Source organism: Nitrosarchaeum koreense MY1 (genome assembly GCF_000220175.1).
GTDB lineage: Archaea > Thermoproteota > Nitrososphaeria > Nitrososphaerales > Nitrosopumilaceae > Nitrosarchaeum > Nitrosarchaeum koreense.
This window is the reverse complement of sequence record NZ_AFPU01000001.1, coordinates 1,556,669-1,571,006: the sequence shown is the minus strand read 5'-3', so window position 1 is coordinate 1,571,006 and position 14,338 is coordinate 1,556,669. Positions and strand designations below refer to the sequence as shown.

Sequence of the window (14,338 nt, the reverse complement as noted above, 5' to 3'; positions counted from 1 at the left end):
TAAGCCAAGTGAGATAGTTTAGTCAGTATTGAAAACAATTTTTGTAACGGGAACAGCTGGAGCTGGAAAATCTCTTTTAACATCAAAGCTATATGATTATTACACGAAAAATGGCATATTTGCTTCTGTATTGAATTTGGATCCAGGTGTGAGAGATTTACCATATACATGTGATGTTGATGTTAGAGATTATGTCGACATTATAGACATAATGCAACAATATGAGCTAGGTCCAAATGGTGCTGTAGTTATGGCAAACGATCTGATTGCATCCAAAATTGATGAGATCCAAGAACAGATTGGCAAAGTAAATCCTGATTATCTAATTGTAGATACTCCAGGTCAAATTGAGTTGTTTGCATATCGTTCTAGTGGTCGCTTTGTTACAGAAAATATCTTGTCTGAAGAAAAAATGAACATATTTCTTTTTGATGGTGCACTAATTACCACTCCAGTAAACTTTGTATCAATTGCACTTCTTGCAACATCAATAAGATTACGATTAAACTTGCCAACAATTAACATCATTACAAAAACAGATCTAATAGGCTCTAAACTAAAAGATATTCTTGAATGGTCAGGTAATCTGAAAGTATTAGAAAACGCTATTGCTAAAGAGGCAGATGGAGAGACATATAGTTTAACTACAAATATTCTTAGAGGTCTAAATCTCGGGGGATTTGCCCAAGGATTAATTCCTTTTTCTAATGTCACTGGAGAGGGATTGATAAATCTAGAGGGAGCATTAAGCAGAATTCTTAACTTGGGCGAAGAGGTAGAAGATTAGTTGGCAGCAACGGTAACTGTAAGAGCACCATCATCTACAGCAAATTTAGGACCAGGTTTTGATGTATTTGGATTAGCTGTTGATGCTTTTTTTGACGAAATCACATTAACAAAAAAAAATAGTGGCGTTACCATAGTTACCAAAGACAACATTCCAACAAATCCTGATAATAACACTGCAGGGTTAGTAATTAAAAATATGTTAAAAAAATTTAAAATTAAAGACGGTGTAGAAATTAAAATCAAAAAAGGAGTACCAGCTGGATTTGGGATGGGAAGTAGCGCAGCTTCAGCAGCAGCAGCAGTAATTGCATTTAATCAAATGTTTGAATTAAAATTAGATGATAATGCACTTGTAGAATTTGCGGGGTTTGGAGAAAAAGCTAGTGCAGGTTCTGTTCATTATGATAATGTTGCAGCATCTGTATTGGGAGGATTTGTAATAGTCAGGACAAATCCTCTAGACGTAATAAAGATTGAACCTCCAATGAATCTAAGAATGTGTATTGCAGTTCCAACATTAGAAGTTCCAAAAAAGAAAACAAAAGTATCACGAGGTGTAATACCTAAGAAAGTTAGATTAGGTGACAGTATTGCAAATTTGTCAAATGCTGCAGTAATTGTTGCAGGATTTATGAAAAAAGATTCTGATCTGATAGGTAAATCCATTAAAGATGTAATTGTAGAGCCTGCAAGACAACATATGATTCCAGGATTTAGCAAGGTAAAAGAAAATGCACTCAAAGCAGGAGCACTTGGTGTAACAATAAGTGGAGCAGGCCCTTCAGTGATTGCATTTTCAAAAAGTAATGCCGATTTAAAAAAAATTGCTCTAGCTATGTCAAAAGGATTTGCATCTGCAAATACAAAATGTCAAACTGTAATTTGTAAACCAAGTAAGGGTGCAATAGCAATAAAAAAATAATCTGAAAAATTATGAAAAAAGCTGTTATTGTATTTAGTGGTGGAGTAGATTCAGTTTGTGTAGCTAGTTATTTAAAATCAAAGTATGAACTTTATGGAATTACATTTTCATATGGTCAAAAAGCTAATAGAGAGATTAATGCTGCAAGGACTTTTGCTAAAAAATTTGGATTAAAACAACATAAAATTATTGATATTGGTTTTATGAAAGAATTGTATGGAGATTCTAATGTTTTAACTAGTTCGAAAAGGAAAATTCCAAGTAAGTTTGATTATTCTATTGTTGTTCCAATTAGAAATGCAGTCTTTCTCTCAATAGCTTCTGCATGGGCGTTTACTCTAAATGCATCATTTGTGGCATACGGTGCACATATTGATGATAATCATTATCCTGATTGCAGACCAATATTTGCCAAAAAATTAGAGTCTGCATTTAATCAAGGAGAAATTGATGGAATAAACTTGGGACTACGAAAAAGTATCAAAATATGGTCACCATACAAAGAAGGTCTTTCAAAAAGTGATTTAATACAAAACGGCATGAAAACTTTGGGAGATTCAATCTTTAAAACATGGAGTTGTTATTCTAGTAAAAATAATCACTGTGGTATTTGTGAATCTTGTAATAATAGAAAAACAGCATTTCAAAAAGCGGGAATTATAGATAAAACAAAATATCTAAAATAGCCCTAGTATTTGTTATCAAGAATTTTCTTTTTGAAAACAAAATTTCTAATAATTATATACCAAATAAAGAATATTCCACCAACAATTCCCATAAATACATAATTTTGGATTTCCGGAGTTAATCCTTCTATAGAATTGGTAATTTCTCTTGATACTAGCATTGAAATTGCAATTACAATTCCAAACTCAATTGCATACCATGTCCAATTAGGCCATGATTCTTTTGGAATGTGAACGTTAGGATGTGCACCCATGAGTTTTATCTAAAAGATTGATTATTTAATTTTTCAGAATCTATAGTGATGTCTCAGGAGTACGTCGTCTAATCATAGCCATGATACTCTCTTTTTCTTCCTTATTTTCATAAATTCCTCTATATGCAGATGATGTTAGAGTTGCATCATTTCTAACACCACGCATTTTCATACAAAAGTGCTCTGCATCAGCTAAAACTACTACTCCTTTTACACCTTGAGCAAATAGCTCATCAGCTATATTCTTGGTTAATCGTTCTTGAATTTGTAATCTTTTTGAGTATTTTTCAACTAAACGTACCAGTTTTGAGATTCCAAAAACTCTACCATTAGGAGAATAGGCAATGTGAATCTTTCCAAAAAATGGTAACATATGGTGCTCACACATTGAATAAAACTGAATATTTCGTGCAACGACTACATCAGAATCTTCAGAGAATTGGACTGATAATTCAGAATCAGATTCGTATCCATCAAAAATTTCTTCATACATATTTGCAATTCTTTCTGGAGTATCCTTAAGACCTTCACGAGTAGGATCCTCCCCAATTTCAATAATTAATTCCCGAACAAGTTTTTTTACGCGTTCTTTATCCATCTGATATTTTGAATGATTTTTTCTAGTATTTGAACCTAATCTAGTTTTTAGGCAGGTGCTATGATTATGGTGCTCCAATAAATTTGTGAAGCTGTGGTACAACTTTTACATCAATATAATATGGATAAACTACATCATACAAGTTTAGTAATAATTCCAAAGAAGGTTCTGCAATACCATATGTAGGTTGTATGATAAATCCATCAACATCATGTTTTGAAATATTTTGAAATATTTTATTAACTAAATCTTTAAAATCATCTAATTTAGTTTTAGAGCTTACAACTATTTTGATATATGTAGTTTTTTTAGATGCTACAGATAATTTAAGACACTTCATTGCATTTTCAATTAATCTTTCATAGTGTTTAGAATCTACAAAATCTGAATCTTTAGTTTTAAATTCTATTTTAATAATGTCAAAAAACGGCAATACATGGTTAAATCTATCAGAATCAAAACATGATGATTCTAGATATGTTGGGATTTTTTTAGTTTGAATATATTTTGCAAGTTCAGCTACTGCATTATGTTGAATTAATGGATCACCTCCTGTAAAATTTACTTTATATGTTTGATTTTTAAGATTAGAATCAATTAATCTGCATGCTTCCTCAATTGAATATTCATTACCTGAATCTAATGGAAGAGATTCTTTTGTATCACAATAAAAACAAGTAAATGGACAACCAGCTAATCGAACAAAAAGTGTTTTTGTACCATAAAGAATTCCTTCTCCTTCAACTGACGTAAATATTTCAAATAATCTAACTTTCAAGTAATAATTGTATATTTTTTCATTATTTATTCAATGAGTTTTGATTAATGCATTACTGGTTCTTTTGTATAAAATAAACCAGAAATAAAGAAAACTACACCTAAAATTCCTATTAGACTTCCTACAAATTCTACTGTGTTTTGCATATCGCTTTGAAATGGAGCCCATAACCATGCCATCAAAGCTCCTACTATGATCATTGGAATTCCTACTCCAACAGTAATTGCTTTAGAAGCCATGATAATTTCTGTTTGCAAAATGTATATGAAGTTTATGATAAGATGGATTAGTTTTGAGTCATATTAAGTAAAGATGCTAATGAACGAAGTAATTCATTTGCTTTTTCAAATTCACCTTTAGCTAAATTACGTTTAATTATTTGAATTGTTTTTTTAGCTTCATCAATATCAGATTTGCTTATTTTATCAGAGTTAGATAGTTTTAGTAATGTTTTTTCGATTTGCATGACTCGAGATTCCAATCGATCATTTTTTGTTAATTCAAATTGTTCTTTAATTGATATAATTTCTCTTATTTGTTTGATTATTTCTTGTGGATCTGTTGTTGATGAGAGGTTTTCTTTAGCGGTTTCAAGTTTTTCGATGATATTTTCAGATAATCCTTGACTCTTTGCATTTTCAATCAATCTATCAAGTTGTTCTAGATATGTTTGGGCGTATGCTGTAGCGCGTGATTGTTCTTGTTGGGAAGCATATTCACGGATTTTATTATTCAAATCTATAGTAATTTGTTTAATTTTACCAATTGTTCCTACTGCATCATCAAATTGTTTATCAGAAATTTGTTTTCTTGCAGAGACAAACAGATTGTCTAATTCAGAAAAGTCAATTGACGTACTATATTTTTTAGCAATTATCTTGAGATTATTAGCATAATCTTGCATTCTTTTCAGATCAGCTGAAGGATCTTTAGTTGGAACTTTAAGAGTAGCCATTTCGGGTTGTGCAGATTTAATGTTTGATAGTTGTTGAGAGATTTCTTTGAAAATTCTCATAGTAGAAAGAAATTGTTTTTTGGCTGAATCTGCATCATTATTTTTAATAGATTCTTCTAAATTCTTAATTTCTTGTGTGCCTTCTTTGAATAGTTGTTTTGTTTTATCAGATACGTCATTATTCATTTGATTTTCAAGTTGTCTTTGTGCTTGCTTTGCAATTTTTAGTAGAATTAATGGATCAGTTTCTGCTTGTACATTATGAGTTACGCCACCTAAAACTAAACTAGATACTAAAATCAATAATGCAAATGAGGTTATTTTATTCATTTTTCTTCCTCCAATTCTTTTTTCAGTTTTACTAAATTTTGTAAATCTTTTTTATCAATTTCAATGACACCTAATCGTTCTAATCTTTTTACAGCTCTCCACATAGTAGTTCTTGGTTGAAGAAATTTCTTTCTTAATTCACTTTCCAATGCCTGACCTCCATTATCAGAAATGAATTTTATAATTTCTTTATCATCTTCTCGCATTTCAGGTCTAAAATTGAATATAGTTTCTGTATCAACAAGTGTAGATTCTGATTGTTTTTCAGGAATAGGTTCTGATTGTGTTATGAATGTAGAAGATTTTGATTGTTTTCTTTTTAGGATAATTACTGTGGCAGTAATTGCTGCTATAATTGGACCGGCAATAATTGCAGCTGTAAAAGAACTAAATGATGATTCATTTGGAATTGTTGGATTTGGAGTAGGATTTACGGATGAAAAGATATAGTTTATTTCTGATAATCCTGCAGAAAGTTCAAGTTTTGGTTGGTCATCTACTATTTCCATATTGGTTGGTAAACCACTCATTCCAACTATAACAGAATTTTTTGGCATTAGTAAAGTGTAATCAGATGGGGAATTAAATGAGAATGTCCAAACTCGACCCTCTTTGGAAATTAAATCATGAACATCATAATCAATTGTTATACTTGCAGATCCAAATTTGTCTATGATTGCTTTATTACCGATTATTTCTTCGGATAGTAAAAATCCAGTATCACCTATTGCAACAAAATTATCTATTGATTGACCAAATAGATCAAGCTCAAAGTCAGGCTCTAATGGATCTACATCTATTTGTCTTGATATATGTGTAGAACCATCTGAATAAATGATAAGTTCAAGAGTTCGAGTAGAGCTGAATGAGGTCTGAATAGGCATCACGATTATAGCAATAATTAAGCCAGCAACTATCAAAGGCATCTTAACCATTGTTTCGAGGATACTATCAGTCCTTACAAAAAGCATTCCATCTTCTCGAATAGACTCTTCTATGGGAGTCAGCTCCAATTCTGGGTTCATGGCTAGTACCTCAAATTCATACTTTCGACAAGTCCTTGGAATCTCTTGAATTCCTGGAAAAATTGAAGTCCCTTTTCGGTAATTAAGAAGACTCTATTCCTGTCGTTTTTGACTGACTCGACTAAGCCTGCTTCTACCAGTTTCTCACATTTGTCTAGTACTGCGTAGTGAGATAGGTTGGCTTTGCGAGATATTGCAGATACAATGACTCCAGAACGACCACCATCGGCAGTAACGTCAAGGATATCACCCATTATGCCCATTTCGGACCTGTATTGTTGTTTTGACATGGATTAGTATAGAGTTACTTGGTTAATGAGGAACATTTTGAAACTTTGAAGCGGAACACAAAGCGGAACAGGTAGTTCATCCCATAAAATGAGTAATTTTTGGTAAAATTACTAAAATCAGTGAAAATTTCAATTTTTCTTATGCCTAATAATTTAATATAAAAATTTAATTTTTTTAAAAATTCCAAAAAAAAATTCTTTTTACCATAGTTTTCAATTATTTTTAGGGTTTTTGGAGATTTTTGGCAAATTTTGATATATAAAGAACGGGTACTGAAACATGTTTTTGGCACAAATTAATCACAATAACAAGAATTATTGAGTTTTTTAAGATAAACTCATTAAAAACATGTATGCAATTAAAAAATGAAAGATTGGGTATTTATCAATTCATGTTTTAAACAAAAACAGACTGTCATCAGGATAGATCACCCATAATAAGGCAATAGCTACCTTTCTTTGATATATCTAGAAAATACAATTTATCGAATAATTACAGATCTTTGTATCAATATAGTTCTCAAACCATGTATCTTATTCTATTAAAAAATTACATAAAGTAAATATCGAAATTTGATTTTAATGGAATCAGCATAATTTTTTAAATGAACAAAAAATCATTCACTAGGTCAGCTTTGAGATTCATAGTAACTTTTTATTCCCATTTTGAAAATAGATGGTAAAATGTTTGATAAATTTAAAAAAGATGAGGGCGGGGAATCTACTGAAGAGAGAATTGTAGAACATACAAGTATGAAATCTAATGAGAGTACATCTAATGAAACAGTAGGAGAGATCGGTATCGTAGAACTGATGGATAAGCGTGTCAAATTGGAAGAAGCTATTGATTATGTAGGTCTAATGATTAAAAATTTGAAGGATAAACGAACTGTTTTAGAGAAAGATATTGAAGAAGAGTCAGTTGATATTAAAAATTTAAAGGAAAAATTACAGAAAGTAAGTCAATACATTGAAGAGGAAAATAAAGGAATTAAAGAATTAGCTCATAAAAGACAACAAGTTGAAAACGAAGCAGATGAAGTAGGCTCAATTATCAATAATTTAAGAGATAGATTGGCAGGGATTGATAGGATAATTGATAATGAAGGTAGTAGAGTTAAGAAAATTAAAGAATCCAGAGAATCTATAGAAAATTAATAGAAATTACTTTTTGAAGCCATAGTATTTGTAGGTGTTGAAGGCAATCTAGTTCCAACAGAACTTTCAGCTACTGCTGCAGCTTCTTGTAGAATTTTTTCAGATTCAGAACTAGTTGTTTCATCCATTCCAAATGTAGCATCACTTGAAAAACTATCTGTCATAAATCCACCTAACATTTGAGCCATCTGGGTGATTTCTTTATCAGCACTTGGCATGAATTTTACAAGAGAAGATTTTAGATTTTTCATCAAACCTATTGTAGGCATGATAGTAACTACTGTGTCGCCAAGATCATGATAAGTTGTTAATCTTAATTCGATTTGTTCTAATGCTATTCTGGCATTGCTTAGAATTTTTGTAGTTTTTCTTACCTCAACTAATTCTTTTGATAAAACTCTACTAGTATTCACATCATGTGATTGAGTTGCTTCAACAATTCTTTTGAAAAGTTTACTATCTCTTTCATTTAATTTGACAAGCATTGAATCAAGTTTGGCAATTTGTGCTTGTAATTTTTTAATTCCGTTTTGAATTTTTGGTTTTAAAGCTCCTTTAGGATTAATGGCATCACTAATTTTATCTGTAATTCCAGGTTTTTGTTGCCTATTCCATTTATTTTGTAAGTTTGACAATAGTTTCGATCATATAGTTTGTACTTAATTTCAGGTGTAAATATTGCTTAACAGTAAATAAAATATAACTAACAAGAGTATGCCATACCTAAAGATTTAGGACAGATACTCTTTGTGGATGAATTTTTTGTATGTGATTTTGAATCACAGAATTGCTGTTTAGCGATTCTCCGCATAGAGGACATTTTACCATTATATGCTTGTGTGGATAAAAAAATTGTATTTAAATATTTTTTTTCGGCTAAATTAACAAAAAATACCCAATTTTTCAAATCTTTTTAAGCATAGAATAAAGATGAATTTCTGAATTTATGACTAAAAGTGTTGGTTCTGGAGTCAGATGTCAACGTTGTAACAAGGGAGTTTTTTTAACAGATTCTAATACAGGTGAAATGTTTTGCTCAAAATGTGGCTTTGTTGCTACAGATAGAATTGAGCAAGAAGGACCTGAATGGAGAGCTTTTTCCAAAGATGAAGGAGATAACAGAACTAGAACAGGTACACCTACTTCTTTGGCTATGCACGATATGGGTCTTGCAACAATCATTAATCCTGTAAATAAAGATGCTACAGGAAAACCACTTTCTGCTTCTATGAAGAGTACTATTGAAAGACTTAGGACATGGGATAATAGAAGTCAGGTTCATGAGCCAGCTGATAGAAATTTCAGACAAGCATTTAGCGAATTAGATAGATTAAAAACAAAACTTGCATTATCTGATGCTGTTATTGAAAAAACTGCATATATTTACAGAAAAGCTCTAGACAAAGGTCTAGTTAGAGGACGTTCAATTCCAGGTCTAATAGCAGCATCTCTTTATGCAGCATGTAGAAATACAGAAACTCCTAGAACACTAACTGATGTTTCAAACGGAATTAATATCAAAAGAAAAGATATTGCAAGATGTTATAGATTATTGCTAAGAGAATTAGATTTGAAAATGCCAGTTGTAAATCCTATTAAATGTGTATCAAGAATATCTAGCATTGCAGGTTTGTCTGAAAAAACAAAAAGAAAAGCAGTTGAAATTTTAGATCAAGCTGCAAAAATTGAACTTTCTGCAGGAAAAGATCCGATGGGATTAGCTGCTGCTGCATTGTATTTGTCCTGTGTCATAAATGGTGAAAATAAAACTCAAAAAGATATTGCAGTTTCTGCAGGTGTAACAGAGGTAACAATCAGAAATAGATATAAAGGTTTGAAAGAAGCGTTGGAGTTATAATTTATTTTTATAATGGGTTTGATTATTGAAATTAAATGAATAAAATATTAATTATAATTCCAATAATTTTTATCATAATTGTTATAGGATTATCTTTTAATTCCTCTGATAAGATTAGTAATAATACAGTTTTTCATGTAACTTTAGCGGATCCTAGTTTATACAAAAATGGAATTTATTCTAATACATTTACAATAAATGAAGGAAATTATGTTTTAAAATTTATTCCAAATGGTGATAGTCCTCAATCTCTAAATATTTTATTAAAAGGAGAAAATTATGACTTTTCGGAAAATTTCAAGTTAAATGGAACTTTACATCAAACAGGAATATCTGAATATTATACATGGGATTATGATGGCCAAAAAGAAATTACAATTTCTTCGTCTCAAAAAATACAAATTGAAATTAATCCAAACGGGAATGAATTAGGTTCGGTATCAGTCTATATTATTGAAAATTAAAGGCGTTTACCCCTTTACTGCAGAACTCTGAGAGATTTCCTCTCGTGGACAGGTCGTTAAAACGCCTGAATGCCTTTTCTGTTCTGCGGGGCAACGCAATTTTAGTCGATAGGAATTATATCCTTCGGCATTAATTCTTATAGTTACTTTAACTATTTAAGATTTAACACAAAAATTTATAATAATTTATAGACTTTATAAGATTTTTATCTATATAAGAATGATTTTTTAGAAATTCAGATATAAAAAAAATAATTTAACATTTAGATTTTAAAAAATACAAGACAAATTAACTCTTGAAATAAAATTTGGTATGATTAATGATTAACAAATTTTAAAATTTATAAAAAAAATTTTTTCAAAGTTTATACTGCTATAAATTATGAAATTTATTGAATAAAATATTGAAATTATCTGGAAAAGTTGCTATTGTTACTGGCGGAAGTAGAGGTATTGGTTTTGCTACTGCAAAAATTTTTGTGGAAAATGGTGCAAAAGTAGTGATAACAGCAAAGGATTCAAAACGATTAGAAAAAGCTACTAGTCAACTTGCAAATACAATAGGAATAGTAGCAGATATTAGAAATGAAAATGATGTCAAAAAAGTTGTAGAGCAAACAATTAAAAAATTTGGCAAGTTAGATATTTTGATAAATAATGCAGGAATATTCCCAAAAATAAAACAGTTGCATGAAATTAATGAATCAGAGTGGAATGAAATATTAGATGTGAATCTCACAGGACAGTTTAGATTTACAAAAGAAGCTATACCTCATTTACGAAAAACAGCAGGATCAATAATTAATATTTCATCTGATGCAGGATTAAAAGCCTACCAAGGATTTAATGCTGATGCATATTCAGCATCAAAAGCTGGAATAATTATTCTTACAAAATGTTGGGCATTAGAGTATGCAAAAGACAAAATTCGAGTTAATTGTATTTGTCCTGGTGTTGTAGATACTGATATGACAAAACCATTTTTAAAAACTCAAAAAGATAGAGAGTTTATGGATAACGAGCACCCGATAGGTAGAATAGGTAAGCCAGAAGAAGTAGCTAAAGCAATTTTATATTTTGCGTCTGATGATGCTGCATGGACAACAGGCGCAATTCTTGCAGTTGACGGTGGAGAATCAATCAAATAAAATTCACATGGCTTTAATACTGTTTAATGAGTAATGAAAATGATGTCAGATAGAAAGAAAAAAGCAAAATTAATTATTTTATTAGGAATAATTTGGGTAGTAATTACACTTCCATTACCTTGGATTGTAAACAATCCACAAGTATCAGAATCTCAATTTAATATCATACTTGGAATTATCGGAATAATGTCAATTCCATTTATTGTCCTAGGAGTTGTTTGGACATTAAAACCAGAATTAACAACCTAGGTAATAACCATTGAAAAACATTCCAATTTTAGATAAAATGCCAGAATTAGATGTGGCTATCGAAGCTGCATATGAAGCTGGAAATTCAATTTTAGAGATATACAAAAGCAAATATGAAACATTCACAAAAAGTGATGACTCGCCGATTACCGAAGCCGATTTAAAAAGTAATGAGATCATTAAGACTATTTTATCAAAAACTAATCATAAAATTTTATCAGAGGAAGATAAAGATGATCAAAAACGATTATCAGAAGAAATCATTTGGATAGTTGATCCTCTTGATGGTACATCTGATTTCATAGATAAAACTGGAGAATTTACAGTTATGATTGCATTAATTAAAAATAAAAAACCAATTATTGGCGTTATAGGATGGCCAACAGAAAAAACAATTTTTGCAGCACAAAAAGGATGTGGTGCTTTTAAATTTTCAGAAGGCAAGTGGAAGGAAATATCAGTTACTAAAATATCAGAACTCTCAAAATGCAAAGCAGTTGGTTCAAGACATCATCTTTCAGAAAAAGAAAAAATGTTTATCAAAAAATTAGGAATTAAAAACTTCACTAGTATTGGAAGCTCGTTAAAAGTAGGAAAAATTAGTTCTGGAGAAGCTGAAGCATACATAACTACAACCGATAAAATGAAAGAATGGGATTCAGCTGCATCTTATTGTTTAATTTCTGAAGCAGGTGGAAAAATGACTGACATGTCAGGAAATGACATTACATATAATAACAAAATTGTTAATCATAAAAATGGAATTTTAGTAACTAATGGAATAATTCATGATCAAATTGTTAAAGAATTTAAAAAACTAAATTAGATTTCTCTTCTTTAGAAAATCCTTTATTTTGTTAGTACTATCAGTCAATTGTTCATGTTCTGTATCTATTAGCAAATCCGGATTTTGTGGAGCATCATAGGGATCATCAATTCCTGTAAATCCCTTAATTTCTCCTTTTCTTGCTTTAGCATACATTCCTTTGACATCTCTTTGTTCACATTTTTCAAGGGAACATTTAACGTAACATTCAGCAAATTGATCACCTGAATTAATAATCTCTCGTGCATTATCTCTATTTTCTTTGTATGGAGAAACTAAAGAAACTGCAGAGGGAACCCCATGTTTTAACAATAATTTTGCTAGATGTGCAACTTTTTTGTTGTGTTCATCTCTGCCTGCCTTGGAAAAATCTTTAGGGGAAAACCACTCTCTTAGTTCATCTCCATCAAGCATAGCTAGATTTGGGATGTCTTTTTGGAGTTCTTTTACAATAGTAGTCTTTCCAGAACATGGTAAACCAGTCATCCATAAAACAAAAGGCTTCATAATTAGAATTTTCTCAAATAGGTCTTAAAGAGTTTACGTTAGAAATTGATAGTATTATTCAAGATAATTTCTTATGTATTTTTGTCATGAAGCCTATAATAACATAGAATAGTAATGTTACAATAATAATTTCAGGTGAAAATTATGAAATTCATCAAGGTTATGCCTCTGCTTCTTTTAGGATTTTTTGTTTTAGTATCAAGTGCATATGGAGATACAATAAATCAGAGTATGGAAGGAAGTATGGATATTCAAATAACACATCCAGATGAAGTAATAGTTGGAAGAATAGCATCAATTTCAGTATTAATAAAAAATAATGGTTGGGAAGACAAACAAGATATTTCATTTATCTTTACTAGTCAAGATAATTCAATGATTCCAGTTTTGGATAATAGTATAACAATAAAGAAATTATCTCAAGGTAGTTCATTTGGAGGAAATATAGATTTTAAGATTTCATCAGATGTTAATCCAGGAATACATTTTCTTAATGTAAAATATTCACAGATTTTAGTAAGTAATAATAAAGAACCAAAAGAACCAATCATTTATGATATTGCAATACCAATAGTTGTGAAGAACGAACCAAGTGTAATAATTCATACAATTACACCAGAAGCAATTTTTACAAATGCTGAATTTCCATTTGTTGTAGAGATTACTTCAAAAGATATAGAAATTTCAAATGTAAATATTGAGATAATTCCTCCAAGAGATATACAATTTAGAGGAGAAACATCGCATTCATTTTCAAATATACAAAAAAATTCACCAATAATTATTAATTCAAGAATTATTTCTCCAATTGAAGAAGTAAATACAGAATACAAAATACCATTTAACATCATAGTTAGATATACTGATGACGTGGGCGAAGAAAAAATAGAATCTCAAGCTATTTCGATCATATTACGTCCTAGAACATTTATGGAGTTAACAACAGATGGAGGAATATGGATTGGTGATTTCTTTATAGCTCCATATGTAAGCATTGGAACAATAATTGGAATTCCAGCAGGAACAATTATTTCACTATTAATTCGAAAAAGTCAAAAATCTACAAAAAAGAAATTGAAAAAGAAAAAAGAACAAAATTAAGAGTATAATTTTTCAGTGATGATTTGTATGTATTTTTGATTATATTCTGTAAATAATCGAATTTTGTCGTGTGCTAAGGCCATAGCGCCAGGTCTACTATTGATTTGTTTATTTGCACTTTGTTGTTGTTCTAATAATTTTTTTAAATCATTTTTAGTTTGAAATTCAAGTTGGTTAATCAAATTTTGATATTCATTTTCTAATAATTTTTTTGTATCAATAGCAGGAGGAAATGCTCCTATGATTTCTTTTGTAGTGATTTTTCCAAATACTTTCAAATTTAAATCAGTCAAAAGTAAAAACTCCAGTTAACATCATAACAATAATTTGGAATTATGTAGAATTAATGTTTTTTTAAAGGCTAATTTGAAATTATTAATTATAATTATCGCATAAAAAC

Annotated in this window: 20 protein-coding genes; 10 read left to right on the top strand and 10 right to left on the bottom strand. The window is 30.2% G+C overall.

Going from position 1 to position 14,338, the window contains the following annotated elements:
• The first annotated feature begins 28 nt into the window (after window positions 1–28).
• From MY1_RS09165 to MY1_RS09155, 3 genes are read left to right on the top strand one after another with little or no spacing between them, the layout of a single operon-like run.
• A complete protein-coding gene (locus MY1_RS09165) occupies window positions 29–787 on the top strand; it encodes an ATP/GTP-binding protein (protein ID WP_007551740.1) in 759 nt (252 codons plus the stop codon).
• On the top strand, window positions 788–1,711 hold the full coding sequence (locus MY1_RS09160) for a homoserine kinase (protein ID WP_007551739.1): 924 nt from the start codon (window positions 788–790) through the stop codon (window positions 1,709–1,711).
• A gap of 11 nt (window positions 1,712–1,722) precedes the next feature.
• Window positions 1,723–2,397 carry a 7-cyano-7-deazaguanine synthase gene (locus MY1_RS09155; protein WP_007551738.1) on the top strand — a complete coding sequence of 225 codons (675 nt, stop codon included), beginning with the start codon at window positions 1,723–1,725 and terminating at the stop codon, window positions 2,395–2,397.
• A gap of 2 nt (window positions 2,398–2,399) precedes the next feature.
• On the opposite strand, the gene MY1_RS09150 is transcribed toward MY1_RS09155, so the two are convergent.
• The 7 genes from MY1_RS09150 to MY1_RS09120 all read right to left on the bottom strand — a co-directional run bounded on the left by MY1_RS09150 (window position 2,400) and on the right by MY1_RS09120 (window position 6,627).
• A complete protein-coding gene (locus tag MY1_RS09150; protein ID WP_007551737.1) occupies window positions 2,400–2,651 on the bottom strand; it encodes a hypothetical protein in 252 nt (83 codons plus the stop codon).
• Window positions 2,652–2,691: 40 nt separating this feature from the next.
• Window positions 2,692–3,249, bottom strand: a complete 558-nt coding sequence (gene folE, locus MY1_RS09145) for a GTP cyclohydrolase I FolE (RefSeq protein WP_007551736.1) — start codon at window positions 3,247–3,249, stop codon at window positions 2,692–2,694.
• Window positions 3,250–3,313: 64 nt separating this feature from the next.
• Window positions 3,314–4,027, bottom strand: coding sequence for a 7-carboxy-7-deazaguanine synthase QueE (locus MY1_RS09140; RefSeq protein ID WP_007551735.1), 714 nt, complete (start codon window positions 4,025–4,027; stop codon window positions 3,314–3,316).
• A gap of 44 nt (window positions 4,028–4,071) precedes the next feature.
• A complete protein-coding gene (locus tag MY1_RS09135) occupies window positions 4,072–4,266 on the bottom strand; it encodes a hypothetical protein (protein ID WP_007551734.1) in 195 nt (64 codons plus the stop codon).
• Window positions 4,267–4,313: 47 nt separating this feature from the next.
• Window positions 4,314–5,312, bottom strand: a complete 999-nt coding sequence (locus tag MY1_RS09130; RefSeq protein WP_007551733.1) for a hypothetical protein — start codon at window positions 5,310–5,312, stop codon at window positions 4,314–4,316.
• Window positions 5,309–6,337 (bottom strand): helix-turn-helix transcriptional regulator, encoded by a 1,029-nt coding sequence (locus tag MY1_RS09125; protein WP_007551731.1) that lies wholly within the window; start codon window positions 6,335–6,337, stop codon window positions 5,309–5,311. The genes MY1_RS09130 and MY1_RS09125 overlap by 4 nt, the downstream gene beginning before the upstream one ends.
• A gap of 2 nt (window positions 6,338–6,339) precedes the next feature.
• Window positions 6,340–6,627, bottom strand: a complete 288-nt coding sequence (locus MY1_RS09120) for a winged helix-turn-helix domain-containing protein (protein WP_179365582.1) — start codon at window positions 6,625–6,627, stop codon at window positions 6,340–6,342.
• A gap of 684 nt (window positions 6,628–7,311) precedes the next feature.
• Between MY1_RS09120 and MY1_RS09115 the strand changes: the two genes are divergently transcribed.
• Entirely contained in the window at window positions 7,312–7,785 is a 474-nt protein-coding gene (locus MY1_RS09115) for an SDR family oxidoreductase (protein WP_007551728.1), read from the top strand.
• Here the strand turns inward: MY1_RS09115 and MY1_RS09110 are convergent.
• Window positions 7,782–8,420 carry a Snf7 family protein gene (locus tag MY1_RS09110; RefSeq protein ID WP_007551727.1) on the bottom strand — a complete coding sequence of 213 codons (639 nt, stop codon included), beginning with the start codon at window positions 8,418–8,420 and terminating at the stop codon, window positions 7,782–7,784. The genes MY1_RS09115 and MY1_RS09110 overlap by 4 nt on opposite strands.
• 311 nt (window positions 8,421–8,731) lie before the next feature.
• On the opposite strand from MY1_RS09110, the gene MY1_RS09105 reads away from it, so the two are divergent.
• The 5 genes from MY1_RS09105 (at window position 8,732) to MY1_RS09085 (ending at window position 12,330) form a co-directional block, all read left to right on the top strand.
• Entirely contained in the window at window positions 8,732–9,643 is a 912-nt protein-coding gene (locus MY1_RS09105; protein ID WP_007551726.1) for a transcription initiation factor IIB, read from the top strand.
• Window positions 9,644–9,678: 35 nt separating this feature from the next.
• Window positions 9,679–10,107: a hypothetical protein gene (locus tag MY1_RS09100; protein WP_007551725.1), complete on the top strand. Its 429-nt coding sequence runs from the start codon at window positions 9,679–9,681 to the stop codon at window positions 10,105–10,107.
• A gap of 404 nt (window positions 10,108–10,511) precedes the next feature.
• A complete protein-coding gene (locus tag MY1_RS09095; protein WP_048110198.1) occupies window positions 10,512–11,255 on the top strand; it encodes an SDR family NAD(P)-dependent oxidoreductase in 744 nt (247 codons plus the stop codon).
• Window positions 11,256–11,297: 42 nt separating this feature from the next.
• Window positions 11,298–11,504, top strand: a complete 207-nt coding sequence (locus tag MY1_RS09090) for a hypothetical protein (protein ID WP_048110196.1) — start codon at window positions 11,298–11,300, stop codon at window positions 11,502–11,504.
• Window positions 11,505–11,514: 10 nt separating this feature from the next.
• Entirely contained in the window at window positions 11,515–12,330 is an 816-nt protein-coding gene (locus MY1_RS09085; RefSeq protein WP_007551722.1) for a 3'(2'),5'-bisphosphate nucleotidase CysQ family protein, read from the top strand.
• Here the strand turns inward: MY1_RS09085 and cysC are convergent.
• Window positions 12,322–12,837: an adenylyl-sulfate kinase gene (cysC, locus tag MY1_RS09080; RefSeq protein ID WP_007551719.1), complete on the bottom strand. Its 516-nt coding sequence runs from the start codon at window positions 12,835–12,837 to the stop codon at window positions 12,322–12,324. The genes MY1_RS09085 and cysC overlap by 9 nt on opposite strands.
• Before the next feature lie 144 nt (window positions 12,838–12,981).
• On the opposite strand from cysC, the gene MY1_RS09075 reads away from it, so the two are divergent.
• Window positions 12,982–13,938 (top strand): COG1361 family protein, encoded by a 957-nt coding sequence (locus MY1_RS09075; protein WP_007551718.1) that lies wholly within the window; start codon window positions 12,982–12,984, stop codon window positions 13,936–13,938.
• Here the strand turns inward: MY1_RS09075 and MY1_RS09070 are convergent.
• The gene (locus MY1_RS09070) at window positions 13,935–14,231 is read right to left on the bottom strand and encodes a hypothetical protein (protein WP_048110194.1); all 297 of its coding nucleotides are present in this window, start codon (window positions 14,229–14,231) and stop codon (window positions 13,935–13,937) included. The genes MY1_RS09075 and MY1_RS09070 overlap by 4 nt on opposite strands.
• Window positions 14,232–14,338 lie beyond the last annotated feature (107 nt).